The organism is Achromobacter marplatensis (genome assembly GCF_049060505.1).
GTDB classification, from domain to species: Bacteria; Pseudomonadota; Gammaproteobacteria; order Burkholderiales; family Burkholderiaceae_B; genus Achromobacter; species Achromobacter marplatensis_A.
In genome coordinates this window covers 573,322-599,675 of sequence record NZ_JBMGRB010000003.1, presented here as the reverse complement: position 1 = coordinate 599,675, position 26,354 = coordinate 573,322, and the positions used below count along the sequence as shown (strand labels likewise).

The window sequence follows — 26,354 nt, the reverse complement described above, 5'->3', positions numbered from 1 at the left end:
ACAGGACAGTGAAACGCCTTCGCGCCGATGATAGTGGACGGACGTCTGTGAAAGTAGGTCATCGTCAGGCTTTTATTGCGCAAAACCCCACAGGTGATCCTGTGGGGTTTTGTCTTTGGGCGAACGGATTACATGGCATTGCCGGGTTCGACGGGTCGGATTAAGGCAGTGGCATTACCGCCGAAGCATTAAGACCAGGGCATTACGGCCGGAGCATTAAGGCGATGTGCGAAAGTGCCGGCATTGGATAAATACGGCGTGCGCACGCAGCAGCATTGAATGAATGCGATGTACGGCCGCCGAATGCGCTGCATGGCGCCCCGAATGCGACGCACGACACCCGGATGCGATGCACGGCACGCCCGATAAAGAAACCCCCTCGCGGCGTCTGCCGGGAGGGGGTTTTATTTTGTTCAGGCGAAAACAATTCGCCGCGAATCAGGTTCGCTGAAATCGTTGCTCGGAAAACAGGCAAAGCAATGGCAGCAAAGCGGCCGCGGCAGCGCGTTCAGGGCAGTTGACGGCGCAGGGCGGCGAAGAACAGCTCGGATTGCAGGCGTTCGCTTTGAATCTGCGCGGCAACTTTACTGGCGATAGCGGTATCAACGGGCTTCAGCGGCCGCCCCGTGGATTGGGCCAAGACCTGTGCGGTGCAGGCGCGCTCAAGGAAAAAGAGGTCGTCGTAGGCGTAGTCGAGACGTTCTCCGCAGACGACGACACCGTGGTTGCCCAGAAAAACGATATCAGCGCCTTGCATGGCACGGGCAATGCGTTCCCCTTCGCTGACGTCCAGCGCCAGGCCGTTGTAGTTTTCGTCGATCGCCAAGCGTCCATGGAAGCGCATGGCGTTTTGCGACAGGGTCGTGTCCAGTCCGCGATCGGACGTCAGCGTCAATGCGGTGGCGTAAGGCATGTGCGTATGCAAGACACAGGCTTTGCCGGCGATACGGTGAATGGCGGCATGGATGAACATGGCGGTGGGCTCTACTTCGTGCCGGCCCGCCAATTTATTGCCGTGAGCGTCGATCAGCACGATGTCGTCGGCCTGCACTTCGTGCCACATCAGGCCGCGTGGGTTGAGCAGAAAGTGGTCGAGATCGCCCGGCAGCGCCACACTGAAATGGTTGCACACGCCCTCGCCCAAGCCGTGCGCGGCCGCCGCCCGCAAAGCAAGCGCCAGATCTGCGCGAAGCGCGGTAACAGGGTCGGCGTGAAATAGAGCATCGGCGAAGCGGGGGTCTTTGTTCATGACTGCCTTCAACGGTTAGGAGGGGACGCGGCGCCTGTGGCGATCAGAGCCAGCCGACGTCGCGGAACAAGCTGGGCACGCGATCCAAAGTGGGTACGGTAGCGTCCGGACGATAGTCCGGCAAGAGCCTGCGGCCCGTGCCTCGGTCGATCCATACGCAACGAAAGCCGATGTCTCGGGCAGCGGCGTGGTCCAGATGGGGGCTGGCGCAGATATGCACCACCTGGTCGGGCGTGACGCCCAGGCTTTTGTGGGCGTGAGCAAAGATCTTGCGCGAGGGCTTGTAGGCGCCTGCCTGCTCGGCGGTGATGACGCGGTCGATATGCCCACCCAGCTGGGCGACGTTGCCAGCGATGATCTGATCGTCCGTATTGGAAATGATGCATAGGCGGAAGCCGGCTTGCTTCAAAGTGGCCAGCGTATCCACGACCTCGGGGAACGGAGGCATGGCGGAGATGCCGTCGATCAGTATTTTGGCGTCTTCTGGACGATATGCAAGATGTAGATCTTGCATCGTGAGACGCAGAGATTCCCGCGTGATGTCGGCAAAGGCGCGATGTGGCGGTGTGCGTTCCAACCGGTGTTCGTGTTCATCGTAGACGTGCAGGAATTGCGCGGGCGTAAGCGCTTCCCGAGCATCGGCGCTGGCCGTCAGGATGCGCGAGACAGCGGCCTGCAAGCCTTCATCCCACTGGATCAGCGTGCCGTAGCAGTCGAATGTGAGCCATTGCGGACGGGGAAGGTGATCCAGTGGCATATCGGTTTCCTTGTGGAGGCGTTACGTGGGTAAGGCCAGCTTAAAGTCCGTATTTGTAAGTCGTAAAATTAATTATTAGAATAAATTCAGTTGATTAACAAATATCGAGCGAGTGTTTCCGCGTTGCCGACATCCGTCTCTTGCCTGTCAAACCCTTATGTTGGATCTTGAACTTCTTAGAACGCTGGTGTGTGTCGTGGATGAAGGCAGCTTCACACGGGCGGCTAGCCGCGTGCATCGCACGCAGTCCACCGTGAGCCAACAGGTGCGCAAGTTGGAGCAGGCCGTCGGCAAGACGCTTTTGTTGCGTGATCGCGCGGGCGGCGACGTGGTTGCGACTGCGGACGGCGAGTTGATGCTGGCGTATGCGCGGCGGTTGCTGGCCATGGCCGACGAAGCCGAGCATGTCGTGGCGGCCCCTCGCGCGGCGCGAGTGTTGCGGTTAGGTATCCCCGAAGACTTCGATGTATCGCGGCTGACGGTGTTGCTGGCGGAGTTTGTCGCCCGGCACCCGGAGGCACGTTTGGAAACGATCAGCGGCATGAGCATGGATCTGCGCGACCGACTTGCCTCAGGCGACCTGGATCTGGCGCTGATCAAGCGGGAGCCGGGTGATGGCGCCTGTCTTGCGGCCTGGCCGGAGCGGCTGATATGGGTAGGCGACAAGCGTCATCTGACGGGGGCTGCTGCCGTGCCGCTGGTGGTGTTTCCACAGGGCTGCATATATCGCAAACGGATGATCTACGCGTTGGATAGCGCGGGGCGGCCCTGGCATGTTGCGTATCACAGCCATAGCCTGGCGGGTGTTCAAGCCGCCGTGGCGGCGGGGCTGGGCGTGAGTCTGCTGCCCGCCTTCGCAAGGCTGGAGGCGCATGGGTTGTTGGGTGCGCAAGAAGGGCTATCCGCGGTGCCGCCGACCGAACTGGCGATCGTGGGTAACCCACGCGCGGCAAGTGGCGTGGAGCAGCAGTTGGTGGCGGCGTTAAAGCAGGCCGTTGAAACGGATATCCAGAGTCTGGTTGGCGGATAACGCAGAGCCGAGTCGACACGTAAGGAAATAAGGACTCCGGGGCTGTCGCGGGGCCAGATGCCTTCTGTGCCAACTCCTTCTGTGCCAACTCCCTCTATGCCAACATCCCTCTATGCCAACATCCCTCTATGCCAGCCCCCCGTTGCGCGCCAGTCAGCCGCCTGGGGAATTTTCGCTGTGTCGGCGGTCAATGCAGGTCGCCGTCCACGTAGTACCAGCGGCCGTCTTCCCTGACGAAGCGGCTGATTTCATGCAGGCGGTGCGCGCGGCCGGCTTGGCGGCTGCGGGCGACGAATTCCACGGTAGCGTGGTCGGCGTCTTGGTCCCGAGCTTGCTTGATGGCCAGTCCGAGCCACTTGAGATCAGGCGGATTCGGCTCCAGGGTCGCAGGGCGGGTGCTGGGATGCCAACTGGCGAGCAGGTAGGGCAGCTTATCCAGCACGAAAGCGCTGTAGCGCGAGCGCATCAGGGCTTCAGCCGTCGGGGCTTGCATGGCCAGGGGGCCTTCATGCCAGCGTCCGCAGCAATTGGAATAGGCCGCGCCGCCACAAGGACAGGACGCGGCCAGGGACGGGGATTTCTTCGTCACGATTCGTGGGCGAACGCCTAGGCGCGCAGGTCGTTGTAGTCGGGGTGGCGGCGCATGTAGACCTCGGCGTAGGAGCACAAGGGACGGACTTTCCAGCCGTTGGCGCGTGCGGTTTCCAGCGCGAATTTGGTGAGTTCCGCCGCGATGCCGCGGCCGCCTACCTGGCTGGGCACGCCGGTATGCACGATGGCCATGACATCGCCTTGCAGCTGATAGTCCAGCACGCAAAGGACGCCGTCTACGGTCGTGGTGAAGCGGGATTGCCCGGGGTCTTGGGTGACAACGGTCATTCGGATATTCCTTGGTCGAGTCGGGATACGAAGCCAAGCGCTCAGGTTACCAGCACCACGCTGCCGGTGCAGAGCGCGGGCGGCTGCCCGTAGTGCTTGCCTCATCAGGAAGAAGAGGGCTGCCCGCCTAAAATCTTGAGCAGCGCCGTGAGCTGGGCGTCGCGTTTTTCCACGAGCTCCGCAATGCCGCGTTGGCCGGCTTCGGCGTTGACACCTTCAATAAGGCGCCGTTGCAGTTCGGGGGTGACCTGGGGGGCACCGAGGTCGTCCCACCACGTCTGTACGGGGCCCAGCAGGTGGTCCATGAAGTTGGCCAGGCCTCCGGCGCCGCCACCCAGGTTGAAGGTCATATGGGGGCCGAACAGCGCCCAGCGCAGGCCAGGGCCTTGGGATACGGCGGCATCGATATCGGCCACGCTGGCGACGTTCTCGGCGGCCAGGTGAATGGCTTCGCGCCACAACGCGGCTTGCAGGCGGTTGGCGATGTGGCCGGGCACTTCCTTGTTCAGGCGGATGGGATATTTGCCCATCGCCCGGTAGAAGTCGATGCTGCGGTCGATGGTGTCGGCGGATGTCTGGTCTCCGCCGACCACTTCGACCAACGGGATCAGGTGCGGCGGGTTGAACGGATGGCCGATGACGAAACGCGCGGCATGGCGGCAACGCGACTGCAGGCGGCTCATGATGAGGCCCGACGAACTGGAAGCGACGATCACGTGGGGGGGCAGGATGGCGTCGATGCGCGCGAAGAGGTCGGTCTTGAAATCCTCGCGTTCGGGCGCGTTTTCTTGCACGAAATCCACGCCGGCCAGGGCAGTGGACAGATCGGGGTCGAAGCGCAACGCATCGGAGGATGCGCCTTGGGCCACCCGCCCCAATTCAGCCAAAACGGGCCATGCCGCTTCTACGCGCGCCCGGGTCTGTGATTCGGCATCGGGGGAGGGGTCGCAGACGACCACGTCCAGCCCATGCGCCAGAAACAGAGCGGCCCAACTGGCGCCGATGGTGCCAGCGCCGACGATGGCGACGCTGCGGATGGTCGGGTTGGACGTGGCGGTGCTGGGCATGCGGCTCTCCGATTTTGGGGAATCACTGCATTGTGAAGCAAACGCCGGACCGTTGCCACGGAACGGATCTGACGGCAAGATGGCGGACGTTGAGGTACATGCGGAGCGCGACGTGGATTCCCTGTCTTCCGGCCAATCGGCCGTGCCGTATTTCTGCCAATGGGAGTCAGCCCACCTGGCCGGATCGTTCATTCGGAAAGAACTGGCTCTGGCCGACGACCCGGCGTGGCGAACCTCCGGGGCGCGGGACATCCAGGAATACGCCCGATGGGCCAATCATGTCTGTGGCATGGCCTGCTTGAAAATGGTGCTGGCGGCGCGTAGCGGGCAGATCCATCCCACGCTGGAGCTGGCTCGGCGCAGCGTGCCGTTCGGGGCCTATACGGATCGCGACGGCGAGATCAAGGGGCTGATCTATGCGCCGTTCGCGCGCTTCGTTGCCGACGAGTTCGGCCTGGATGCCCGGGTGCACGTGGGGCTGGATACGCGCGAACTGCCGGCGGTGCTGGAAGGCGCCGACTATTTCATGGCGTCGGTGCATCCGGACATCCGTCACACCGATCGTTTCCCGGCGACCAAGGGCGGCCACCTGGTGCTGGTGACGCGGGCGACCACCACGTCAGTGACGTTTCACAATCCCTCAGGCGAAGTGGGCAGCCAAGCGGATGTGGAATTGCCGCTTGCCGTATTCGACGCGTTTTTCGCTGGCCGCGGCATTGCCATCCTGCCGGGCGGAAAAACGTAAGACGTCAGGCATTGCGGCCATGCCGCAGATGCCGCCAGACCAGCACGACCGCAGCTGCGTAAGCCGTGGCGATGACGACGTAGGCCGAGGGCAGGCTAGCGCGCCAGTCGGGCAGCAGGTGCAGGATCGTGCCCATCAGCGCGACGCCTACCAGCGCGCCAGCTTGGCGGTTGGCGTTCAGCGCGGCGGCCGCGCTGTTGGCATGTTGCTTGCCCGAGACTTGCATCACGACGCTGGTCATCGCTGGCACCGCGATGCCGACACCCAGGTTGCCCAGCGCGACCATGACGGCGAACGGCCAGTAGGCCATATCCGGCGAGAACGCGTAGATGCCGGCCGCGCTCATGATGGCGGCAAGCGACACGCCGCCCAGCAGAGAGGCCGAGACGTTCCAGCGCGCCGAGACGCGTCCGGAAATCATGTTGCCGATGGAAAACACGGCTAGCATGGGCACCAATTGGATGCCGGTCTGCAGGGCGTCAGTGCCGCGCGCATGCTGCAGGAACAGGCTGAGCAGGAACAGTTGCCCATAGGACGCCAGGTTGATCAGGAAACCCACGCCGTTGGATGCGGCGAATTGCGTCGTCTTGAACAGCGCGCGCGGCAGAATCGGTTCGGCGTGGCGGCGTTCGCGGCGCACCAGCAGCGCCACGGCAAGGGCGCATAGTGCGGCGACGCCGCCGATTCGGCTTGACGTCCAGCCATAGGCGTTGCCCTGGATCAGTACGAAGCACAGGGACGATAACGCGATTACGCCCAGCAGATGGCTCAGCGGATTAAGCGCGCGCGGGCGGCGCGGAGCCGCCTGAATGCGACGGCGGGCCAGCCATAGGCCTGCCACGCCCAGCGGCAGATTGATCAGGAAAATGCTGCGCCAGCCGAATTGATGGATCAGCACACCCCCCAGCAACGGACCCGATGCGCCCGCCACCGCCACGATGGCCGACCATGCGGCCAGCATCCGGTTGCGGACGTGCTCGTCGTCATAGGCATGCGTCAGCAGGCTCAGGGAACTGGGCATGAACAGGGCGGCGCCCACGCCTTGCAGCATGCGGGCGGCGATCAGCGAATTGCCGTCCGGCGCCAGGCCGCAAAGCAGCGACGCCAGCGTGAACACACCCAGACCGCACAGGTAGATGGTTTTCGCGCCGTAGCGGTCCGCCAACGCGCCGGCCACCAGAAGCAGGGCCGCAAAGGTGAGCGTGTAGCCGTCCACGATCCACACCAGGTCGGTGAGCGGGACGGTGAACTGCAGGGCGATACTGGGCAGCGCCACGTTGACCACGGTGACGTCCAGCATGGCCATGACGAAGCCGATGGCCAGCGTGACGAGCGGCAGCCAGCCGCTGGCGGGCTGAAGGTCCATGGCGGGAACGGGGGCAGGGGCTTGGGAACAGGCGGTAGTCATGATGAGGAGAGGCGTTGCGGCATGTCGAGGGGTGAAGCTTAGGAGTTTCTGTTGATGCAAAAAAGCCGTATAACTGCTTTATAGTCATGCAAAATTGCATCATGTGAGGCCGCGCGACGCGGTAGACAAAGGGCGTCATGGACTGGGACAACGCCAGGATATTCCTGGCTATTTATCGCGTCGGCACATTGCGGGGCGCGGCCGCCTTGCTGCAAATTGACCAGGCGACTGCCGGCCGTCGCCTGGCGGCGTTGGAGTCTTCGCTGGATGCGAGGCTGTTCCTGCGCACGCCGGGCGGCTATGTGCCTACCGCGGCGGGCGAGCTGGCGTTTGCCGCCGCCGAACGCATGGAGCAGGCGGCCGACCAGCTACAGCGGCAGATGCAGGGCCTGGACCACCGCTTGTCCGGGGTAGTGCGAGTGGCCGCTTCTGAAACGGTGGCGAGCTACTTCATCATGGAGGCGGTCCGGCGGGTGCATGCCCAGCATCCGGACATCCGGGTGGTGCTTTCCGCGTCGATCCAGATCAGTAACTTGACGCGGCGAGAGGCGGACCTGGCGATCCGCAATGTGAAGCCCGACAGCCCGGACTTGATTCAACGCCATTTGGCGCGCAAGGAAGTGGGGCTGTACGCGTCGCGCGGCTATCTGGCCCGGCATGGCGAACCGCGGCCGGGCACGGCATTCGCCGGCCATGCGCTGGTGACCTATCAGCAGTCGGTGCTGCCGGGCTGGTCGGACACCTTTTGCGGCGAACCCACGGGCAATGGCCATGTGGCGATCGAACTGAATTCCGGGCTGATGATCATCGAGGCGGTGGCGGCCGGCCTGGGGATAGGCGAGGTGCCGACGCACATGGCCGCGGACTATCCCGAGCTTGTCCGCATTTGGCCCGCCCGCAGTGAACCCTACGATTTGTGGCTGGTGATGCACGGCGACCTGAACCGCACGGCCCGCGTGCGGGCGGTGGCGGACGCGATCGTGGATGTCTTTGAAACCGACGCATAGTGAAAGCGGGGCAAACAAGGGCTGGACAAGGAATACGCCGGACGGGCGGCGCAATTGCGGCAAACCGTGGCTTGTGGACGGGCGCTGCAGGCGCTAAGGTGGGTACCAAAACTATCCCTCAGGAGTGACGCGTGTCCGAAATCTGGCGTTTATCCGCAGTTGAGCTTGCCACCCGTATTCGCAATCGCGATGTGTCCGCCGTGCAAGCGGCGCATAGCGCGCTGGAGCGGCTGAATGCCGCGAATCCTGCAGTCAATGCGGTGGTCGACCACCGTCCCGAAGACGTGCTGGACCAAGCGGCGGCGGTGGATGCCGCCTTGGCGCGCGGGGAAGACCCTGGCATGTTGGCCGGCGTGCCCGTTACCGTGAAGGTCAATGTGGACCAGGCGGGCTATGCCACCACCAATGGCGTCAAGCTGCAGAAGGACCTGATCGCGGCCGTCAACAGCCCCGTCGTCGACAACTTGCGGCGGGCCGGCGCAGTGATCCTGGGCCGCACCAACACGCCGGCGTTTTCGTTGCGCTGGTTCACAAGCAACCTGGTGCATGGCCAGACGCGCAATCCCCGCAACGCCGCGCTGACGCCGGGAGGCTCATCAGGGGGCGCGGCCTCGGCGGTCGCCGCTGGCATCGGGCATCTGGCGCACGGCACGGACATCGCCGGATCCATCCGCTATCCCGCCTATGCGTGCGGCGTGCATGGGCTGCGCCCATCGCTGGGCCGCGTGGCTGCCTACAACGCCGCGTTGCCAGAGCGTTCGATTGGGGGGCAACTGACGGCCGTGTCGGGGCCGTTGGGCCGCACGATCGCCGATGTGCGCTTGGGGTTGGCGGCGTTGTCGGCAGCCGACCCACGAGACTCCTGGTGGGTGCCCGCGCCGTTGGTGGGGCCGGATGTGCCCCGGCGTGCCGCGCTGTGCGTGAACCCTGAAGGCATGGAAACCGAACCCGCAGTGGTGAAGGCGTTGCAGGAAGCCGCGCGCAGGCTGACCGAGGCCGGCTGGACGGTAGACACGCTGGATTCGCTTCCGCCGCTGCAAGAGGCCGCTGATCTTCAGATTCGCATGTGGATGGCGGACGGCTATGACGGCATGTTGGCTGCCGCCGAAAAGGAAGGCGACCCGGGGGCGCTGGTCGCGTTGCGTGGTCAGCGCGATAAGGCCGCGGGCGCAGACTTGAACAGCTTTTCTGCCGTGCTGACGCGTCGCGCGACGCTCACACGCTTGTGGGAGATGTTCTTCGCGGAATATCCCATTCTGCTATTGCCGGTGTCGGCCGAACTGCCGTTTCCGGACAACCTTGACCTGCAGGGCGATGCCGCCTATGCCCGTGTGTGGCGGGCGCAGATGACCCAGATCGGCGTGCCCTTCATGGGTTTGCCCGCGTTGTCGGTGGCGATGGGGCGCGCCATGAGCAGCGTGGGGCAAAGCCCGGTCGGCGTGCAGATCGTGGCGGGGCGTTACCGGGAAGACCTGTGCCTGGCGGCAGGCGAAGTAATTGAAGCCGCCGGAGAACCCGTCAGCATCGCGGAGCCGGAGCCGGAGCCGCGCTAGGTCACTGGGTCAATCGGGCGCTGGGGCGGGGGCGGGCGTGGCTGCTTGCCACTCGCTGCGCAGCAATCCCATCATGCCGGTGTCCCAACGCTCATCGCCCGCGCGGGTGGACGACCGCCTGACGCCTTCCATGGTGAAACCCAGCGCTTGGTATGTGCGGATGGCGGGGGTATTGAACATGTAGACGTTCAGCTCCAGGCGCTCGATGCCGGGCGTCTGGAAGGCTTCTTCGATCATCAGCGTGACCATCGGCCGCGCAAGACCCTGTCCGCGTTCGGCAGGGGCGATGGCGACGCGGCCCAAGCGGGCATTGCCGTCGCGCCAGTCGTATGCCAACTGTGCATGGCCGACGGGTGTGCCGTCACGGTAAACCATCCAGCAGCGGCGGCTGGGCGGGTGTGTCCGCCCTTGCGTCAGCATGTCGATCATCTCTGCTGGCGCCAGCGGGAACGACAGGTGCGAGCCACCCCATTGCACCACCTCGGGCAGGCTCGTGAACCAACTGGCCAGCAAAGGAAAATCTGAATTTTCGAACGGGCGCAGCGTCAGCATAAGGCGAGCTCTGGTGTGGATGTGTGGCGGCTTACTGGCGGAACCTCAGGCGCAGCACGCCAAGGTCGCCATACGTAATTTCGATATTTTGATTGGCGGGTACGTCCAGGAAACCGGCATAAGAGCCCGTAATCACGTGCTGGCCCGCACGCAGGCCCAAGCCTTGCTCACGCAGGAAGTTCGCCAGCCAATACAGCCCTGCCTTGGGGTGGCCGTTCGGGTGGAAACCGGCATGCTGTTCGACTTCCTGGCCGTCGACCGCCAGGGTCAGGCTCATGCTGGCAGGAGCCGCTTCGGGCGAGGCGATGCGAGGACCCAGCACGATGCCCTGATTGAACATATGATCGGCCAGCAGTTCGGGCAAGCTGACATGTTCGGGGCAAGCATAACGGCAACCCAGGACTTCCAGCGCAAGCCGCGCGCCGCTGATCGCCGCGTCGACGTCGGCTTCGGAGTAAGGCGTGTCGCGCGCCGGCAGGTCATGGGCCAGCTCGAACGCAATTTCGGGTTCGATGCGCACGATGGCCGTGCGGCTGGGAATGGGACCTGCTTCGGCGTAGGCCGCGTTTGACGCGTAGATCGGCGCCACCACGGTTTTTTCCGGCGATGGCAGGGCGCTTTTCCAGGCAGCGATGCCGTCTTGTCGGGTCTCTTGCAGCAATTGGGCGGTGCGCTGCTGCACGGCGAACGCCTGGCCGAGCGACTGCGGACGGCAAGCGGCGGGCAGCCGTGGGCCGGCGATGCCGGCATCGCGCGCGGCGATCAAGGTGCGGGCCGCTTCCAGGCTGCCAGGATAGTCTTCGATTCTGATCTGCATGGGGTCAGGTTCCCAGATAGAGCATGATCCACAGCACGATCATGGCGATAAGACCCAACCAGCACGAGCCCCAGAACCCGACGATGGGCCACTTCAACGCCAGGGGCGTCTTTTTGGGATCGACATGGCCGAGCAGGTCGTTGGCATTGCCAATCAACCAGACGCGGGTGCCGGGGAACATCAGGCGGAAAAAGTAATCAAGCATGATGGCTGCCTGGATGGACAGCGGGTATTGCTTGAACGGGCGGTGCTGCAGGTATGGGTGTTTCAGCGTGGCGTTGATCTGCTTGCTTTTGAAGAAGAACAACACGATGCCGCTGATCGAGCAGGTGATAAAGCAGAGCACGAATAGGCTGAAGGCCATGGCCATGACGGGTGAATGCATGGGGGGTCTCGAGAGTGCGCGGCGTGCCGCGTCGGGATGATAAAAAGCCTGGGGAAATCCTGGCCATATTGTAGAAGGCTTGACGCCGCTCCGTGTTCAGGGCTGCGTCAGCGATGCGGGAGGCGCCCAAGGCCGCCCCGGCGCCCGCGGCGGCGGAGGTTAGCCGCGCGTCTGGCCTTCGCCGCTTAGCACCCATTTCAGCGTAGTCAGGCCTTCAAGGCCGACCGGGCCGCGGGCATGCAGGCGGTTCGTGGAGATACCGATCTCGGCGCCCAGCCCGTATTCGAAGCCATCGGCAAAGCAGGTCGGCAGATTCACGTAGACCGAGCTGGAATCGACCTCGCGCTGGAAGCGCTGCGCGGACGACAGGTCTTCCGTGACAATCGCATCAGTGTGGCCGGAACCCCAGCGCGCAATGTGCTCGATGGCATCGTCCAGCGTGTCGACGATGCGCACGGCCAGGATCGGGCCCAGGTATTCCGTGCCCCAATCTTCTTCCGTGGCCGGGGTGATGTGCGGCAGCAGGGCGAGCGTGCGCGGGCAACCGCGCAGTTCGACGCCATGCTCGATGAAGGCGGCGGCCAGTGCGGGCAAGATGGACACGGCGGCCACGGCGTCGACCAGCAGCGTTTCCATGGCGCCACAGATGCCGTAACGGTAGGTCTTGGCATTGAACGCGATGCTGTGCGCCTTGTCGGGATCGGCTGCCGCGTCGATGTAGATATGGCAATTGCCATCCAGGTGCTTGATGAGCGGCACGCGCGCTTCTTGCGACAGGCGAGCGATCAGGCCCTTGCCACCGCGCGGCACGATGACGTCGATATGCTCGGTCATGGTGATGAGCTTGCCCACGGCGGCGCGGTCGGCCGTGGCCACGACCTGCACGGCGTCTGGCGGCAGGCCGGCGGCGGCCAGGCCGGTCTGCACCACGCGGCCCAGCGCGATATTCGAATGAAGCGCTTCGCTACCGCCGCGAAGGATGGCGGCGTTGCCGGACTTCAGGCACAGCGCGGCGGCATCGATTGTGACGTTGGGGCGCGATTCGTAGATGATGCCGATCACGCCCAGCGGAACGCGCATCTGGGCCACGCGCATGCCGTTGGGGCGCACGGTGGTGGCGGTGATGCTGCCGATCGGATCGGGCAGGGCGGCGATCTGGCGCAGTCCCTCGGCCATGTGGGCAAGGGTCTTGTCGGACAGCGTCAGGCGGTCCAGCAAAGCGGCTTCCAGGCCGTTGGCGCGGGCGGCGGCAACGTCTTTTTCGTTTGCGGCCTTCAGCTCGTCGTGGCTGGCGGCCAGGGCATCGGCCATCGCCAGCAGCGCCTTGTTCTTGGCGGCGCTATTGGCCCGCATCATGGCGCGCGAAGCGCGGCGGGCATTCTCGCCCAGGGTCAGCATGGCGTGTTCGATGGAGGACGAAGACATGGCGGCGTCGATCATGGAGTGGGGGCGGCGTAGGCGCCGTCTAAAGATTCAGTGTATATCCGGCGGGATAGCCGGGCGTAGGGGGGCGGTAGCAAGGCGAAGGCGGCGGCAATGCCGCCTTCACGGTCGTCCGCCGGCGGCGGCCACGCGCAGCGCCAGCCGGGTCATTTCTTCCCAGGGGTCGGACAGGCGACCGGGCACGGAAAGGCCCTTGATCAGACGGTCGACGTCATGGGCGTGCTGCACCGCGGCCGGCCAAACGTTGGGCTGTACCCGCCCAAGCGCTTGCAACGCCAGCCGTTCGTGCGCGCCAAAGATGCGCAGCCGGCGCATCAGGCCGCTGACGTCCTGCCCCAGCGCGCGCGCCTCCGCGACGCGGGCCAGCAGGCGGATTTCTTCGCCGACCGCCCATAGCACCAGCGGCAGCGCTTCGCCTTCGGCGCGCAAGCCGTCGATCATGCGGATAGTGCGGGAAATATCGCCGGCCAGCATGGCGTCGCGCAGGCCGAAGACGTCGTAGCGGGCGACGTTCAGCACGGCGCGTTCAACGTCTTCCGATGCCAGTTGGCCTTCAGGATAGAGCAGCCCGAGTTTCTGGATTTCCTGGTGAGCGGCCAGCAGGTTGCCTTCGACCTTGTCCGCCATCCATTGCAGCGTGGCGCCGTCGGCGCGCTGGTTCTGGCGCGCCAACCGCATCCCGACCCAGGCCGGGAGCCGGCCGCGCTCGATATTGGCGATGTCGACCATCACGCCGCCGCGGGCAAGGGCCTGGACCCAGCGGCTTTCGCGGGTGGCCTTGTCCAGCCGGGGCAGGGCGATCAGGACCAGGGTGTCCGCATCGGGCTGTTTCTCGGCCTGCTCGGCGAGCTTGGCCAAGGTGTCGGCGCCGGATTTTCCGGGCTTGCCGGTGGGGATCTTGATTTCAAGGATGCGGCGGTCGCCGAACAGCGAGACGCTTTGGGTGGCGGCGGTAACCGCGCTCCAGTCGCTGCGGGCGTCCATCACCATGGACAGCCGTTCGGTATAGCCGTCGCTGCGCGCCGAGGCGCGCAGCGCGTCAACCGCTTCAGTCACCAGCAGGGGCTCGTCGCCCGATACCGTGTACATCGCGGCGAGCCGGTTGCCCGGCCGCTGCAGATGTTCGGCCAGCCGGTCCGCGTCCAGAGACTGTGCCATGGGCTAGCGGAGGATGGCCGGGTCAGTGGTGGACGGCGTCTGCCACGGCGTGGGCGTGCGCTGCGGTTGCGGCGCATTCGGGTCGTACAGCGGAATTTCGCCGTTTTCGCCGCGTTCTTCGGCGTTCTCGAATGCGCGACGCACGTCGGGCGCGGTCATGCGGCGCAGCACTCGGGAGACGAGGTCGCGCTGCATGGCCTTGTACAGGGTCTCGATCTGGCCTTGCTTGGCTTGCACGACCTGATCGTCGTAGGGCATTTCGCGGTAGATCGACAGCGTGGTGTCGGGGATCAGCGCGCGTCCCTTGTTGTCGATCAGACGGAACGTGTAGTTGATGCCGAGTTCGTATTCCTCGACACGGCCTTGGGCGTTCAGCGAGACCTCGCGCAGCGTGCGCGTGTCGGAAACCTGCTGGAGGATCGCCTGCGCTTCCTTGGGACTGTTCACCAGCTTCGTATCAGGCGAGGCCGCGCGCAGCGATCGGCGCACGTCGGCGCCGAACTGGGTGCTGTCGGGTATGCCGACATACAGGGTGTTGAACGGCATCGGGGTGACTCCCCGCAATGCGAAACCGCAGGCGGAGAGCAGCATGAACAGCGCCAGGCAGGCGCCGCGCAGCAGCCAGGATTGGCGGGAGGAGTGCGTTTGTTGCCCGGCGAAGTACATGCTTGACCTCATCAGCCTACGACGTTGACCAGTTTGCCCGGAACCACGATAACGCGCTTGGGCGGGCGGCCTTCCAGGAAGCGGGTGACTTCTTCCTGGCTGGCGGCGAGCTTTTCGATGTCTTCGCGAGCAGCGGCGGCGGCCACGCGGATCGAGCCGCGCAACTTGCCGTTGACCTGGAGCATCAATTCGATTTCGTCCGCGATCAGCGCGGCTTCGTCCACATGCGGCCACGGCGCGTCCAGCAGGTCGCCCAGTTCCTTGGCATAGCCAAGGTCTTGCCACAGGTGCCAGGTGATGTGCGGAACGACGGGATACAGCACACGCAGCAGCACCCCAAGGGTCTCGGCGTAGGCGGCGTCGGACGCGGCGTCTTCGGACAGTTTGGCGTCGTCGATGGCGTTCAGCATTTTCATGCAGGCGGACACGACGGTGTTGTACTGGATGCGCTGGTAGTCGTAATCGGCCTGTTTGAGCAGCGTGTAGACCTCGCGGCGCAGATCCTTGACGGCGGCCTGGGCCTGCGACCAGTCGGCGCCGTGGGCCAGACCGCGCGCCACGGCGTCGCGGCGGGCATAGCTGATCGACCAGAGGCGGCGCAGGAAGCGGTTCGAGCCTTCGACGCCGGAGTCGGACCATTCAAGGGTCTGCTCGGGCGGGCTGGCGAACATGACGAACAGGCGGGCCGTGTCGGCGCCCAGCGTGTCGATCAGCGATTGCGGATCGACGCCGTTGTTCTTCGACTTGGACATGGTGCCCACGCCGCCGTAGGTGATGGCCGAGCCGTCCGACTTCAGCTTGGCACCGGTGATGGCGCCGCGATCGTCATAGACGTTTTCGACATCTTCGGGCCAGAAATATTCGATGCCGCCCTGGGGCGTCTTGCGCGAATAGATGTGGTTCAGCACCATGCCCTGGCAGAGCAGCTTGGTGAAGGGCTCGTCGAAGTTGAGCAAGCCCATGTCGCGCATGACCTTGGTCCAGAAACGGGCGTACAGCAAGTGCAGCACGGCGTGCTCGATGCCGCCGATGTACTGGTCCATCGGCATCCAGTAGTCATTGCGCGGGTCGACCATGGCGTCGTTATTGCCAGGCGATGTGTAGCGCATGAAGTACCAGGACGAGTCCACGAACGTGTCCATCGTGTCCGTTTCGCGGCGCGCGGGCTTGCCGCATTTCGGGCAGGCGCAGGACAAGAAGGCTTCGTTCTTGGCCAGCGGATTGCCGCTGCCGTCGGGGATCAGGTCGTCGGGCAGGACAACTGGCAGGTCTTTTTCAGGGACCGGGACGGGGCCGCAATCCGCGCAGTGAATGATGGGGATCGGCGTGCCCCAGTAGCGCTGGCGCGAGATGCCCCAGTCGCGCAAACGCCAGGTGGTCTGCTTTTCGCCCAAGCCCAGGGCGCCCAGGTCGGCCGCGATGGCGTCCACGGCTTCCTTGTGGGTAAGGCCGTCGTACTTGCCGGAATTGATGGTGCGGCCGGACTGCTTGTCGCCATACCATTCCTGCCAGGCGTCGGTGGAATAGTCCTTGCCGGCGACGCCCACGACCTGGACGATGGGCAGGTCGTATTTCTTGGCGAAGGCGAAATCGCGTTCATCGTGCGCGGGCACGCCCATGACGGCGCCATCACCGTAGGTCATCAGCACATAGTTGCCGACCCAGACTTCCACTTCGGCGCCCGTGACCGGGTGCGTGACAAACAGGCCGGTGGGCATGCCTTCTTTTTCACGCGTGGCCATTTCGGCCTCGGTCGTGCCGCCCAGCTTGCATTGTTCAATAAACGACGACAGCTGCGGATTGTTGCGCGCGGCGTGCGTAGCCAGCGGGTGTTCCGGCGCCACGGCGCAGAACGTCACGCCCATGATGGTGTCGGCGCGGGTGGTGAAGACGTACAGCTTGCCGTCCTGGATCAGTTGGCCGTCGTGGCCAGCGATCTTGTGCGGGAAGGCGAAGCGCAGGCCCTCGGACTTGCCGATCCAGTTTTCCTGCATCAGGCGAACACGCTCGGGCCAGCCGGGCAGGTCATTCTGGACGGCGCCCAGGAGTTCGTCCGCGTAATCGGTGATGCGCAGGTAATAGCCGGGGATCTCGCGCTTTTCAACCAGCGCGCCAGAGCGCCACCCGCGGCCGTCGATGACTTGTTCGTTGGCCAGCACGGTCTGGTCTACCGGATCCCAGTTCACGACCTGAGTCTTGCGGTAGGCCACGCCCTTTTCCAGCATCTTCAGGAACAGCCACTGGTTCCACTTGTAGTACTGAGGATCGCAGGCGCACATTTCGCGCGTCCAGTCGATCGCCAGACCCATCGCCTTCATCTGCTTCTTCATATAAGCGATGTTGTCGTAGGTCCATTTGGCCGGGGGCACCTTGGATTTGATGGCGGCATTTTCCGCCGGCATGCCGAAGGCGTCCCAACCCATGGGCATCAGGACGTTATAGCCACGCATGCGCAGCTGGCGCGCCATCATGTCGTTGATGGTGTAGTTGCGCACGTGGCCCATATGCAGCTTGCCGCTGGGGTAGGGCAGCATCGAGCAGGCGTAGAACTTCGGCTTTTCGGAGCCGTCGGCGTTCTTCGCGTGTTCGTGGACCAGATAGGCGTCGCGGGCCTGCCAGTCTTGATGGGCGGCCGCTTCGACGGTAGTGGGGAGGTAACGTTCCTGCATGGGCTCGGGCACGGTGGCAAAAAAGGGTGAGCCGCCCTGCCGCGCGAACGCGGTGGCGGTCAAAACCCCTGATTATAGGAGGTGCTAGGCGCGGGCAGGGGACGGAGCCGTTTCCGGGATGCGCGCACTGGGCGACAAGGCGCCATATGCCAACGTAACAACGCCCAGGACGGCGCCCGCGGTGACCACGCCGGGCCAGCCAAAATGGGCGTAAAGCCAGGACGATACCAGTGAACCGGCCGCCCCGCCGATGAAGTAGCAGGTCATATAGCCGGCGGTCAGGCGGCTGCGGGCCTCGGGGCGCAGGCGGTAGAGGGCACTGCTATTGGTGACATGAACGCCCTGGATGGCCAGATCCTGGACCAGGATGCCCGCAAGCAGCGCGATCACCGAGGCCTGGCCGAATGCCATCAGGCCCCAGGATCCCAGCAGCAATACCAGGCCGGCTCGGGTGGCCAGGTTGCCCAGGCCGCGATCGGCCAGGCGGCCGAACCGGTTGGCGGCGTAGGCGCCCGCCGCCCCCGCCAGGCCGAACAATCCGATGGTGGTGTTGCTGTACCCATAGGGGGGACTTGCCAGCAGGAAGGTCAGCGGCGTCCACAGCATGCTGAAGCCGGCGAACAGCAGGAAGCCCAGCAGCGACCGGGCGCGGAACAGCGGTTCTTCGATGAACATGCGCAGGATAGAGCCCAATAGCCGTGGGTAGCTCATCGACGTCGGGCTCTGGTAGCGCGGAAGCAGGCGCCACAGGGCAACGGCCATGCCCGTCATCAGGATGGCCGCTACCCAGTACACGGTCCGCCAGCTACCCATGTCGGCCAGCGCGCCGGCCACGGTACGGGCCAGCAGAATGCCCAGTAGCAGACCGCTCATCACGGTGCCTACCGCTTTGCCTCGTTCGTGCGGCGCCGCAAGCGTGGCGGCGAACGGCACCAGGATCTGGGCGACGACGGACAGCATGCCGGTCAGCGCGGTGCCGATCAGCAGGACGGCGATGCTGGTCGCGAAGGACGAAATCAGCAAGCCGCCCGCCGACAGCAGCGTCATCAGCACGATCAGGCTGCGGCGTTCGAACATGTCGCCCAGGGGCACCAGCAGCATCAGTCCCAGCGCGTAGCTGAGCTGCGCGGTGGTGACGATGGCGCCGGCCGTCGCGTTAGACAACGAAAACTGCTGGCCAATCGTGTGCAACAGCGGTTGGGCGTAGTAATTGCTGGCCACGGCAAGGCCGGTGGCGACCGACATCAGCAGGACGATCGGCGCGGTCAGCACTGGCGTTGCGGCAGAGGGTGTTTTGGCGGGTGAAGCAGGAGTCATGGGTGGCTGGCGGCAGGGGATGCGAGGGCGTGCCGGCGTCGGGCAGGGCAAACCCAGGAGAGAAAAGCAGAAGAAAAAGCAGAAAAACGCGGGCCCGGCGTCAGGCGTCGATGCCGCCCGGTGTGTCCTGGTCGTGTTTGATCAGCAGCTTTTTCAGCAACCCGGCCATTTGCTTGCGTTCGGCCGGCGATAGCGGATCCAGCAGGTCGTTCAGGTCTTTAAGATAGTCTTTCAAAACCAGCTTGATCACGCGCAGTCCTTCCGTGGTGAGCGACACAATGATGCCGCGCCGGTCGTCGGGATTGGGGGTGCGCACGAGCAGGCCCGCTTGTTCAAGGCGGTCTATCCGGTTGGTCATGGCGCCGGAGGTCAGCAGCAGGGCATCGACCAGCCTCTGCGGATTCATGGCATGGGGGGCGCCGGTGCGGTACAGCGTGGCCAGCACGTCAAATTCGCCCTGGTGCAGGTTGTAGCGGCGGAAGCTGCGGTTCACATTGCGGGCGGCAAAGGCGTTCAAGCGGAACACGCGGGCGACCACCGTCATGGCGCCGAAGTCCAGGTTGGGACATTCCGCGTTCCATTGCGAGATCACCTGATCGACAAGGTCATTCATGGAAAATCTGATTGTTTCGATATGAAGTTTCTTAACGTTAAGATAAATTTTAACAGCAGATTCCGAGCCTGCGCAAAGCACGCGGCAAAAAAGAAGGGCCCGCCTCTTTCGAGGCGGGCCCTTCCGGCTTGACCGGATACTCGCGCGAATTACTGCGCGGCGTCCTTCAGCTTCTTGAGCGGGCGAACCTTCACCTTGACCGAAGCCGGCTTGGCGGGGAACCAGCGCTCGACGCCAGTGAACGGATCCTTGCCGAAGCGCTTGGCCTTGGCCGGAACCTTCTGCACGGCAACCTTGAACAGGCCGGGCAGCGTGAATTCGCCAGCGCCCTTCTTGTCCACGGAACCCAGCACCGAGGTTTCCAGGCTGGCCAGGACGGCCTTGACGGCCTTGGCTTCAACGCCGGATTGCTCAACGATGTAGGCAACCAGTTGGGTCTTGTTCAGGGCAGCCTTGATGGCCTTGGGTGCAGCAGCGACCTTCTTGGCGGCGACGGCCTTCTTTGCTGCGGGCTTCACAGCGGGTTTGGCGGCGGTTGCCTTCTTTGCGGGCGCCTTGACGGCGGGCTTGGTGACTTTCTTGGCAGGAGCTTTTGCTTTCGTGGCCATGGTCAAAATCCGTAGTTGAGGACATGGAGCAGCGCGCGCCGGGTATCGGCTTTTAACGCTACGCGCCCGATGATAGCGGAAGACTTGAAGTTCTTGCGGCTTTCTCGCGGGTTTTAAGCCACTGTTTGTTGTTTTCGACACAGAAAGTGCTTGCTGCAAGGGCTTCTGCAATAGGTCGTGACATTCAACGCCTATTTTTGCGGGACATCGCGTCACTGAACCAACGGCGCCGGGCGTGTTCCAATTGCGTGCGGCGCGCGGGGATATTGTTGAACGCAGGCCTGTTGCTCAGGCTGATTGGCGCTCGTTTCCGCGCGGGAACAACCCAAGCATGGATTGAAGCTCTTATATGTTGTTGATGAAGAAGTTTGCAGCGGGCCTGCTCGTTGCGACGGCGTGCATGTCGAGCGCGATGGCGCAGCCGATGCCCCAGCCGGTGCTGTCGGCCAAAGCCTGGCTGCTGCTGGACGAGACCAGCGGGCAAGTGATCGCGTCGCATGCGGCCACCGCGCGGATCGAACCCGCGTCGCTGACCAAGATCATGACGGCCTACGTTGTTTTCGAGGCGTTGAACAAGAAAGAGGTCACGCCCGGCCAGTTGGTCGTGATTTCAACGCGCGCATGGAAAGTGCCGGCGGGCAGCTCCAAGATGTTCCTGGAGCCGGGCTCCAAGGTGTCGGTGGACGAACTGCTGCGCGGCTTGATGATCCAGTCCGGCAATGACGCGGCCATTGCGTTGGCCGAAGCGGTATCGGGCAGCGTCGAGGCTTTTGTCGCGCGAATGAACGACACGGCGGCGCGGCTGGGGCTGCATGCGACGCATTTCGCCAGCCCGCACGGCCTGCCGGATCCGGGCACGTATTCCACGGCCAGCGACCTGTCCGTCCTGGCCACGCGCTTCATCCGCGATTACCCCGACCTGTACAAGACCTACGATTCCGCCAAGCAGTTCACCTTCAACAAGATTACCCAGCCCAACCGGAACCGGCTGCTGTGGCTGGACCCCAGCGTGGACGGGCTGAAGACGGGCCATACCGACGCTGCGGGGTATTGCATCGTGGCGACGGCGCGCCGGCCCAACGGCGCGGACCAACGCCGGCTGATCACCGTGGTGGTGGGCACGGCGTCCGATAAAGTGCGGACCCAGGAAAGCCGGGAGTTGCTGGAATGGGGCTTTCAGGGCTTCAATACCATCAAGCTGTACGCGCGCGGCCAAGCCGTGGCCACGCCTGAAGTCTGGAAGGGCGAAAGCGACAGCCTGAAGGCCGGTTTTTCGCGGGATGCCTATGTGACCGTGCCCGCGGGCGCCAAAGTGGAGCCGATCTGGACGCCGCACGAGCCCTTGATGGCGCCAATCGCGGCCCAGGACACGGTGGGCGCGTTGCGGGTGCTGGTGGACGGCAAGCCGTCGATGCAGTTCCCGGTGGTGGCGCTGGAGCCGGTGGCCGAGGCAGGTTTCGCCGGCCGCGCCTGGGATTCCGTGCGTTTGTGGTGGCGCGGCCATTCAAGTTGACCTGGGCATGCCCTCGGGCATGTGATGCGGATCGCGGCAAGGAGGTGGGTGATGGCGGTGAGCTTTCCTGGAGGTCCGGCGCCCGCGCCGGGGGCGGAGGATCCGCTGGCGTTGCTATCCGCCTGCCATGGCCGCATATCGCGCCAATGCGCCACGCTGATGCGGTTGGCGGCGCATCTGCCCGCGCATGGTAGCGACGCCGCCGCGCAGACGGCCGCCGCCGCCGTCGTCCGCTATTTCGACACGGCCGCCGCGCACCACCACGAAGACGAGGAAGAGGATCTCTTTCCGGCCCTGCTCGAATCGATGGCGGGGTCCGATGCGGGCTGCCTGCACGCGCTGGTGCAAGGCCTGATGGCCGATCATCGCCGCCTGGCAGCGCTGTGGACGCCGCTGCGGCAGGTGTTGTCCGAGGTCGCCGGGGGGCGGCCCGCGGTCTTGCCGCCGGTACAGGCCGAAGCGTTCGTTCAGGCTTATGCGGCGCATATCCGGCGCGAAGAAGACGAGCTGCTGCCGATGGCTGCGCGGCTGATTTCCGATGATGCGCTGGCGGTCATCGGGCAGGCGATGAAGGCGCGGCGAGGGGGCGACGCGGGCTGAAACGTGGCGGCCATACCGGCCGCGATTGGCGCTACGATGCCTGTAGCCGGCGCATCGGGCGTCGGAATTTCCGCATTCACGCCATGAGCCGCCACCGCGTATTCCGCCAGAAATTGCAGGATTCCCGCTTGATGCACGCCATGTCCGCGCATAACCCGATGTCGGCCCGCCTGGCAGCCGAGGCCGGGTTCGATGCCATCTGGGGCAGCGGCTTTGAACTCTCGGCAAGCTATGCCGTGCCTGACGCCAGCATTCTTTCCGCGTCGCAGCATCTGGATATGATGCGGGCCATTGCGGCCACGGTCGCGGTGCCCGTCATCGCCGACATCGACACGGGGTTCGGCAACGCCATCAACGTGTCTTACATGCTGCCGCAGTACGAAGCGGCGGGCGTGTCGGCCGTGGTGATGGAAGACAAGACCTTTCCCAAAGACACCAGCTTGCGAGCGGACGGCCGGCAGGAGCTGGTGCGCGTGGAGGAATTCCAGGGCAAAGTCGAAGCCGCTTGCGCCGCGCGGCGCGATCCGGATTTCTGCGTGATCGCCCGGACCGAAGCCCTGATCGCCGGGCTGGGCCAGCAAGAAGCGCTGGCCCGGGCGCATGCCTATGAGGCAGCGGGCGCCGACGCCATCCTGATCCATTCCAAGCAAACCACACCGGACGAAATCCTGTCCTTCGCCCACGCTTGGGCGGGGCGCGTGCCGCTGGTGCTGGTGCCGACCGCGTATCCGCAATTGCGCGAATCGGATATTCAGGCGCTGGGCAAGGTGGGCCTGGTGATCTACGGCAACCACGCCATCCGCGCCGCCGTGGGCGCGATGCGCGACGTGTTCGCGCGCATCCGTCAGGACGGCGGCATCCATGCCGTGGACGCCGGATTGCCGACGGTCAAGGAAATCATCGTCTTGCAGGGCGACGCCGGCATGCGCGAACTTGAGCGCCGCTATCTGAAGTAGGCGATGCGGCGACGGGGCGGCTCATTCGGCATCGGCGTTCCAGAACCAGCCGGGGGCGAAAACGCCGCGGCCCATGTCTTCGAACCGCTGCCGTTGCAAATGCTGCGGGTGCGCAGGGGCTTCCGCCAGCGTCAATACCGGCGTGACGCAGGCGTCCAACGGGGCATAGACCGCTTCCCAATGCCTGCGGGGTTGGGAAGCGAACTGCCTTGCAAATAGCTGTTCCAGTTCAGGCCAACGAGCCTTGTCGGCTCGGGGCGGCAGGGTCCGGAGGGGGATGCCCAGGGCGCCGACGAAGATGTTATAGAAGCGTTCTTCGATTGCGCCGACCGCTATCCATCCACCGTCCGCGCAGCGGTAGCAGCGATACCAGGGCACGCCGCCGTCGATGACATTGGATGCCGGCTGGTCCGTCCATATTCCTGCCGCCAACCGGCCATAGATGCCGCTGAGCATATGCAGTGCGCCGTCGGTCATTGCGGCGTCAATGACACCACCGGTTCCGCCGCGTTCGCGTTGCAGCAGTGCGGCATTGATCGCCAGCGCCAGGTAGAGCGCGCCGCCGGCCAGGTCGCCGACTAGGTTCAGCGGCACGGCGGGCGGTCCGTCCACTGGCCCCATGGCATGCAAAGCGCCAGACATCGCAACGAAATTGATGTCGTGGCCCGCGCGCGCCGCCCAGGGACCGTGCTGGCCCCAGCCGGTCAGCCGACCGTAGATCAGGCCGGGATGCCGGGCCCGCAGCGTGTCGGGTCCGAGCCCCAAGCGTTCCATGACGCCGGGGCGGAAGCCTTCTATCAGTACGTCGGCCTGGCCGGCGAGCCTTGCCGCATCGGCGTGTCCCGCCGCTTGTTTGACATCAATCTCGATGACCTGCCGGCGCCAGCGTCCCATGTCCGCATGTTCCGGTACCGGGACCCCCAATTCCGGCATGGCGGGGTTTCGTATTTGCACGACCTCGGCGCCCATTTGCGCCAGGATAAGGCCACATAAGGGAATGCCGCCTACGGTGGCGAACTCCACCACGCGATAGCCCGCCAGCGGTGCGTCAGCCATGGAGCACCGCCAACGGTTGGACCCATTGCGCCATCTGCCTGGCGACTGTGGTGGGGAGGGGGAGCGTCATGGCGGGTGTCCTTGCCTACTGCGCGGTAATGCCTGCTTTGGCAAGCACGTCCGCCCATTTCGAGTAATCAGCCGCGACGTAGGCGTCGAAATCCTTGCCCGCCTGCGGCGCTATTTCCATGCCCAGTCCCTGCAACCTGGCCCGCACCTCGGGGGTGTTCAAAATGGCCAGGAACTCGTCGGATAATCTGGCTTCCAGCGCATCCGATAGTGCAACAGGGGCGACGAAGCCGAACCAGGCTCCGACGTCGTAGCCCGGCAGCTTGGCGGCCTCGGCCACGGTGGGTATGCCGGGCAACAACGAGGAGGGGGCGCCGGTCGTGATGGCCAGCGCGCGAAGTTTCCCCTCGCGTATGTGTGCGGTGGCCAGCGCGGAAGTCAGCGGCATCATCGAAATTCGGCCGGCCAGCAAGTCGTTCATGGCTTCAGGCTGCCCCTTGTAGGGCACCTGCGTCAGTGTGACCCCCGACATCTGCGCAAGCAATTCGCCTGAGAGGTGATTCGACGTACCCATGCCTGCCGTGCCGTAAGTGACGCTGCCGGGTTTGGCACGGGCCTGTTCAAGCAGATCAAGCAGCGTCCTGGCGGAGCTGCCGGGAGCGACCACCACTGCATTGGGTACGACGCCCACGCCGGCGATGCCGCGGAAGTCTCGCATGGGATCCCAGCGCGCCGCCTTGCTGACCAATGGCTGTACGGCATGGGCCGGGCTGACCGCCAACAGCGTATAGCCGTCGGGCGCGGCCTTGGCGACGGATTCGGTCCCGATTGCGCCGCCCGCGCCGACTTTGTTTTCGACGATCACGGGTTGGCCCAAACGCTGGGACAAAGGCTGCGCAACAATACGCGCGACCGAGTCGACGATACCGCCGGCGGTAAAAGGGACGACGATGCGTATCGGGCGGTCGGGCCAGCCGGCGGCTGTGGCGGTATGGGCCAGGCCGAGCGCAAGCGCTCCGGCGATCAGTGATCGAGCGAGCTTCATGGGGTTGTCTCCTGGTTTTTTCATGCCGGCGATCTGCGTGCCGTGCAGGAACAAGCTGCTTCAGGCAAGGGTGAGGTGCTGCCGGTTGAATTCCGCATGGTCGCTTTCACGGGCCATCATCAGCCTGGCGATGTTCAGTTGATGAATCTGGCTGGTGCCTTCGTACAGGCGAAACAGCCGCACATCGCGGTACATGCGTTCCGCGACGTTGTCAGCGATGTAACCGCCGCCGCCGAAGACCTGCACGGCGTAGTCGGCCACGCGGCCGCACATTTCCGAGGCGAAGAGCTTGCACATGGAGGCGTCCATCGTGACGTCTTCACCCTGGTCGCGCTTGCGCGCCGTCTGCAGGACCAGCGCCCGAGCCGCATGCACTGCTGTGCTGCTTTCGGCGATGAGCTGCTGTATCAGCTGGAAGTTCGCGATGGGCTGTCCGAATTGCTCGCGGACGCGGGCGCGGTAGATCATTTCGTCCACCAAGCGGATCGCAGGACCGATGCATAGGCCCGCCAGGTTGATGCGTTGCTTGTTCAACGCCTTCATCGCGGTGCGGAATCCTTGACCGGGCGTGCCGCCCACGATCGCCGACGCTGGCACGCGGCAGTTCTCCAGGAACACGTCGCCAACGGGCGAGCCGTGCTGGCCCATCTTGCGATGGGCGGGACCCGTCCTGAGGCCGGACGTGCCGCGTTCGATAAGGAATGCCGAGATGCCGCGCGATCCGGGCGCTGCGGCGTCGGTGCGGGCGAATACCGTGAACAGATTCGCTAGCGGCGCATTGGTGATGAAACACTTGACGCCGTTGAGTACGTATTGGTCGCCTTCAGCCCGGGCTGTCGTGGTGAGCGCAGTGGCGTCCGATCCCGCGTTGGGCTCGGTCAACGCGAAGCAGCCCGTGAGGGAGCCATCGGCGAGCGCCGGCAGATAGCGCGACTTCTGTTCCGGCGTGCCGTCGACCACCAGCGATTCCGAAGCGATGCCGGTATTGCCTCCGAACCTTGCACGGAAGGCAGGCGACGCCTGCGAGACAACCATATTGACGCGGGCGAGCGCTTCCGTGTTGAGGCCACCTCCGCCGTATGCCGTCGGAATGCTGTGGCCGAAAAGGCCCAGTTCGCGCATTCGCCCCACGATTGATTCCGGGATCTCGTCGTGTCGGTCGACGTGGTCTTCAAGGGGGATGCACTCGTCCTTGATGAATCGATACAGCGCATCCAGCAAGTTGTTCAACGGTGGGGGCGTCTGGTTCATT

General features: G+C 64.5%; 26 protein-coding genes. 7 read left to right on the top strand and 19 right to left on the bottom strand.

The window, feature by feature from the left end; translation table 11 throughout:
- Nucleotides 1-508 precede the first annotated feature (508 nt).
- Both ACI0FO_RS11040 and ACI0FO_RS11035 read right to left on the bottom strand, forming a co-directional pair.
- Complete coding sequence (locus ACI0FO_RS11040) at nt 509-1,249, bottom strand: aldolase (protein ID WP_416026589.1); 741 nt, start codon at nt 1,247-1,249, stop codon at nt 509-511.
- Between the two features lie 43 nt (nt 1,250-1,292).
- Nucleotides 1,293-2,006: a haloacid dehalogenase type II gene (locus tag ACI0FO_RS11035; RefSeq protein ID WP_416026587.1), complete on the bottom strand. Its 714-nt coding sequence runs from the start codon at nt 2,004-2,006 to the stop codon at nt 1,293-1,295.
- A 157-nt stretch (nt 2,007-2,163) separates the two neighbouring features.
- Here ACI0FO_RS11035 and ACI0FO_RS11030 point away from each other — a divergent pair, with 157 nt between their 5' ends.
- Nucleotides 2,164-3,036, top strand: a complete 873-nt coding sequence (locus tag ACI0FO_RS11030; RefSeq protein WP_416026585.1) for a LysR substrate-binding domain-containing protein — start codon at nt 2,164-2,166, stop codon at nt 3,034-3,036.
- Nucleotides 3,037-3,223: 187 nt separating this feature from the next.
- Here ACI0FO_RS11030 and ACI0FO_RS11025 read toward each other — a convergent pair whose 3' ends face one another.
- From ACI0FO_RS11025 to ACI0FO_RS11015, 3 genes are all read right to left on the bottom strand, one after another.
- Nucleotides 3,224-3,625 (bottom strand): YchJ family protein, encoded by a 402-nt coding sequence (locus ACI0FO_RS11025; RefSeq protein ID WP_416026583.1) that lies wholly within the window; start codon nt 3,623-3,625, stop codon nt 3,224-3,226.
- 17 nt (nt 3,626-3,642) lie between these two features.
- Nucleotides 3,643-3,915, bottom strand: coding sequence for a GNAT family N-acetyltransferase (locus ACI0FO_RS11020; RefSeq protein ID WP_416026581.1), 273 nt, complete (start codon nt 3,913-3,915; stop codon nt 3,643-3,645).
- A 104-nt stretch (nt 3,916-4,019) separates the two neighbouring features.
- Nucleotides 4,020-4,982 carry a 3-hydroxyacyl-CoA dehydrogenase NAD-binding domain-containing protein gene (locus ACI0FO_RS11015; protein ID WP_416026579.1) on the bottom strand — a complete coding sequence of 321 codons (963 nt, stop codon included), beginning with the start codon at nt 4,980-4,982 and terminating at the stop codon, nt 4,020-4,022.
- Nucleotides 4,983-5,094: 112 nt separating this feature from the next.
- Between ACI0FO_RS11015 and ACI0FO_RS11010 the strand changes: the two genes are divergently transcribed.
- A complete protein-coding gene (locus tag ACI0FO_RS11010) occupies nt 5,095-5,727 on the top strand; it encodes a hypothetical protein (RefSeq protein ID WP_416026577.1) in 633 nt (210 codons plus the stop codon).
- 4 nt (nt 5,728-5,731) lie between these two features.
- On the opposite strand, the gene ACI0FO_RS11005 is transcribed toward ACI0FO_RS11010, so the two are convergent.
- A complete protein-coding gene (locus ACI0FO_RS11005) occupies nt 5,732-7,135 on the bottom strand; it encodes an MFS transporter (protein WP_416026576.1) in 1,404 nt (467 codons plus the stop codon).
- A gap of 137 nt (nt 7,136-7,272) precedes the next feature.
- Here ACI0FO_RS11005 and ACI0FO_RS11000 point away from each other — a divergent pair, with 137 nt between their 5' ends.
- Both ACI0FO_RS11000 and ACI0FO_RS10995 read left to right on the top strand, forming a co-directional pair.
- Nucleotides 7,273-8,142, top strand: coding sequence for a LysR family transcriptional regulator (locus tag ACI0FO_RS11000; RefSeq protein WP_416026575.1), 870 nt, complete (start codon nt 7,273-7,275; stop codon nt 8,140-8,142).
- A 131-nt stretch (nt 8,143-8,273) separates the two neighbouring features.
- A complete protein-coding gene (locus tag ACI0FO_RS10995) occupies nt 8,274-9,695 on the top strand; it encodes an amidase family protein (RefSeq protein WP_416026573.1) in 1,422 nt (473 codons plus the stop codon).
- A gap of 9 nt (nt 9,696-9,704) precedes the next feature.
- On the opposite strand, the gene ACI0FO_RS10990 is transcribed toward ACI0FO_RS10995, so the two are convergent.
- The 10 genes from ACI0FO_RS10990 to ACI0FO_RS10945 form a co-directional block, all read right to left on the bottom strand.
- Nucleotides 9,705-10,247: a GNAT family N-acetyltransferase gene (locus tag ACI0FO_RS10990; protein ID WP_416026572.1), complete on the bottom strand. Its 543-nt coding sequence runs from the start codon at nt 10,245-10,247 to the stop codon at nt 9,705-9,707.
- A gap of 31 nt (nt 10,248-10,278) precedes the next feature.
- Complete coding sequence (locus tag ACI0FO_RS10985) at nt 10,279-11,064, bottom strand: 2-keto-4-pentenoate hydratase (protein ID WP_416026570.1); 786 nt, start codon at nt 11,062-11,064, stop codon at nt 10,279-10,281.
- A gap of 4 nt (nt 11,065-11,068) precedes the next feature.
- Entirely contained in the window at nt 11,069-11,449 is a 381-nt protein-coding gene (locus ACI0FO_RS10980; RefSeq protein WP_199196834.1) for a hypothetical protein, read from the bottom strand.
- Nucleotides 11,450-11,608: 159 nt separating this feature from the next.
- Nucleotides 11,609-12,889, bottom strand: coding sequence for a glutamate-5-semialdehyde dehydrogenase (locus tag ACI0FO_RS10975; protein WP_416026568.1), 1,281 nt, complete (start codon nt 12,887-12,889; stop codon nt 11,609-11,611).
- A gap of 105 nt (nt 12,890-12,994) precedes the next feature.
- Nucleotides 12,995-14,050 (bottom strand): DNA polymerase III subunit delta, encoded by a 1,056-nt coding sequence (gene holA, locus ACI0FO_RS10970; RefSeq protein ID WP_416026566.1) that lies wholly within the window; start codon nt 14,048-14,050, stop codon nt 12,995-12,997.
- Nucleotides 14,051-14,053: 3 nt separating this feature from the next.
- Entirely contained in the window at nt 14,054-14,716 is a 663-nt protein-coding gene (lptE, locus tag ACI0FO_RS10965; RefSeq protein ID WP_416026564.1) for an LPS assembly lipoprotein LptE, read from the bottom strand.
- Nucleotides 14,717-14,727: 11 nt separating this feature from the next.
- Nucleotides 14,728-17,385: a leucine--tRNA ligase gene (leuS, locus tag ACI0FO_RS10960; protein WP_416026622.1), complete on the bottom strand. Its 2,658-nt coding sequence runs from the start codon at nt 17,383-17,385 to the stop codon at nt 14,728-14,730.
- 84 nt (nt 17,386-17,469) lie between these two features.
- Complete coding sequence (locus tag ACI0FO_RS10955; RefSeq protein ID WP_416026562.1) at nt 17,470-18,702, bottom strand: MFS transporter; 1,233 nt, start codon at nt 18,700-18,702, stop codon at nt 17,470-17,472.
- A gap of 100 nt (nt 18,703-18,802) precedes the next feature.
- A complete protein-coding gene (locus ACI0FO_RS10950; protein WP_416026560.1) occupies nt 18,803-19,315 on the bottom strand; it encodes a MarR family winged helix-turn-helix transcriptional regulator in 513 nt (170 codons plus the stop codon).
- A 149-nt stretch (nt 19,316-19,464) separates the two neighbouring features.
- Entirely contained in the window at nt 19,465-19,923 is a 459-nt protein-coding gene (locus tag ACI0FO_RS10945) for an HU family DNA-binding protein (protein WP_006223514.1), read from the bottom strand.
- 358 nt (nt 19,924-20,281) lie between these two features.
- Here ACI0FO_RS10945 and ACI0FO_RS10940 point away from each other — a divergent pair, with 358 nt between their 5' ends.
- From ACI0FO_RS10940 to ACI0FO_RS10930, 3 genes are all read left to right on the top strand, one after another.
- Entirely contained in the window at nt 20,282-21,436 is a 1,155-nt protein-coding gene (locus ACI0FO_RS10940; RefSeq protein ID WP_416026557.1) for a D-alanyl-D-alanine carboxypeptidase family protein, read from the top strand.
- A gap of 51 nt (nt 21,437-21,487) precedes the next feature.
- Entirely contained in the window at nt 21,488-22,036 is a 549-nt protein-coding gene (locus ACI0FO_RS10935; RefSeq protein WP_416026556.1) for a hemerythrin domain-containing protein, read from the top strand.
- Nucleotides 22,037-22,119: 83 nt separating this feature from the next.
- Nucleotides 22,120-22,992 carry a phosphonopyruvate hydrolase gene (locus ACI0FO_RS10930; protein WP_416026554.1) on the top strand — a complete coding sequence of 291 codons (873 nt, stop codon included), beginning with the start codon at nt 22,120-22,122 and terminating at the stop codon, nt 22,990-22,992.
- A gap of 21 nt (nt 22,993-23,013) precedes the next feature.
- Here ACI0FO_RS10930 and ACI0FO_RS10925 read toward each other — a convergent pair whose 3' ends face one another.
- The 3 genes from ACI0FO_RS10925 to ACI0FO_RS10915 form a co-directional block, all read right to left on the bottom strand.
- Nucleotides 23,014-24,048 carry a CaiB/BaiF CoA transferase family protein gene (locus ACI0FO_RS10925; RefSeq protein WP_416026552.1) on the bottom strand — a complete coding sequence of 345 codons (1,035 nt, stop codon included), beginning with the start codon at nt 24,046-24,048 and terminating at the stop codon, nt 23,014-23,016.
- Nucleotides 24,049-24,133: 85 nt separating this feature from the next.
- A complete protein-coding gene (locus tag ACI0FO_RS10920) occupies nt 24,134-25,102 on the bottom strand; it encodes a Bug family tripartite tricarboxylate transporter substrate binding protein (protein ID WP_416026621.1) in 969 nt (322 codons plus the stop codon).
- Between the two features lie 60 nt (nt 25,103-25,162).
- Nucleotides 25,163-26,353 (bottom strand): acyl-CoA dehydrogenase family protein, encoded by a 1,191-nt coding sequence (locus ACI0FO_RS10915; protein ID WP_416026551.1) that lies wholly within the window; start codon nt 26,351-26,353, stop codon nt 25,163-25,165.
- Between the last annotated feature and the right edge of the window lies 1 nt (nt 26,354).

Bases quoted from the DNA above. Each gene is read 5' to 3' on its own strand.
- ACI0FO_RS11040 (WP_416026589.1), bottom strand. From the start codon at position 1,249: ATGAACAAAGACCCCCGCTTCGCCGATGCTCTATTTCACGCCGACCCT.
- ACI0FO_RS11035 (WP_416026587.1), bottom strand. From the start codon at position 2,006: ATGCCACTGGATCACCTTCCCCGTCCGCAATGGCTCACATTCGACTGC.
- ACI0FO_RS11030 (WP_416026585.1), top strand. From the start codon at position 2,164: ATGTTGGATCTTGAACTTCTTAGAACGCTGGTGTGTGTCGTGGATGAA.
- ACI0FO_RS11020 (WP_416026581.1), bottom strand. From the start codon at position 3,915: ATGACCGTTGTCACCCAAGACCCCGGGCAATCCCGCTTCACCACGACC.
- ACI0FO_RS11015 (WP_416026579.1), bottom strand. From the start codon at position 4,982: ATGCCCAGCACCGCCACGTCCAACCCGACCATCCGCAGCGTCGCCATC.
- ACI0FO_RS11005 (WP_416026576.1), bottom strand. From the start codon at position 7,135: ATGACTACCGCCTGTTCCCAAGCCCCTGCCCCCGTTCCCGCCATGGAC.
- ACI0FO_RS11000 (WP_416026575.1), top strand. From the start codon at position 7,273: ATGGACTGGGACAACGCCAGGATATTCCTGGCTATTTATCGCGTCGGC.
- ACI0FO_RS10990 (WP_416026572.1), bottom strand. From the start codon at position 10,247: ATGCTGACGCTGCGCCCGTTCGAAAATTCAGATTTTCCTTTGCTGGCC.
- ACI0FO_RS10985 (WP_416026570.1), bottom strand. From the start codon at position 11,064: ATGCAGATCAGAATCGAAGACTATCCTGGCAGCCTGGAAGCGGCCCGC.
- ACI0FO_RS10980 (WP_199196834.1), bottom strand. From the start codon at position 11,449: ATGCATTCACCCGTCATGGCCATGGCCTTCAGCCTATTCGTGCTCTGC.
- ACI0FO_RS10975 (WP_416026568.1), bottom strand. From the start codon at position 12,889: ATGATCGACGCCGCCATGTCTTCGTCCTCCATCGAACACGCCATGCTG.
- holA (WP_416026566.1), bottom strand. From the start codon at position 14,050: ATGGCACAGTCTCTGGACGCGGACCGGCTGGCCGAACATCTGCAGCGG.
- lptE (WP_416026564.1), bottom strand. From the start codon at position 14,716: ATGTACTTCGCCGGGCAACAAACGCACTCCTCCCGCCAATCCTGGCTG.
- leuS (WP_416026622.1), bottom strand. From the start codon at position 17,385: ATGCAGGAACGTTACCTCCCCACTACCGTCGAAGCGGCCGCCCATCAA.
- ACI0FO_RS10955 (WP_416026562.1), bottom strand. From the start codon at position 18,702: ATGACTCCTGCTTCACCCGCCAAAACACCCTCTGCCGCAACGCCAGTG.
- ACI0FO_RS10950 (WP_416026560.1), bottom strand. From the start codon at position 19,315: ATGAATGACCTTGTCGATCAGGTGATCTCGCAATGGAACGCGGAATGT.
- ACI0FO_RS10945 (WP_006223514.1), bottom strand. From the start codon at position 19,923: ATGGCCACGAAAGCAAAAGCTCCTGCCAAGAAAGTCACCAAGCCCGCC.
- ACI0FO_RS10940 (WP_416026557.1), top strand. From the start codon at position 20,282: ATGAAGAAGTTTGCAGCGGGCCTGCTCGTTGCGACGGCGTGCATGTCG.
- ACI0FO_RS10935 (WP_416026556.1), top strand. From the start codon at position 21,488: ATGGCGGTGAGCTTTCCTGGAGGTCCGGCGCCCGCGCCGGGGGCGGAG.
- ACI0FO_RS10930 (WP_416026554.1), top strand. From the start codon at position 22,120: ATGAGCCGCCACCGCGTATTCCGCCAGAAATTGCAGGATTCCCGCTTG.
- ACI0FO_RS10925 (WP_416026552.1), bottom strand. From the start codon at position 24,048: ATGGCTGACGCACCGCTGGCGGGCTATCGCGTGGTGGAGTTCGCCACC.
- ACI0FO_RS10920 (WP_416026621.1), bottom strand. From the start codon at position 25,102: ATGAAGCTCGCTCGATCACTGATCGCCGGAGCGCTTGCGCTCGGCCTG.
- ACI0FO_RS10915 (WP_416026551.1), bottom strand. From the start codon at position 26,353: ATGAACCAGACGCCCCCACCGTTGAACAACTTGCTGGATGCGCTGTAT.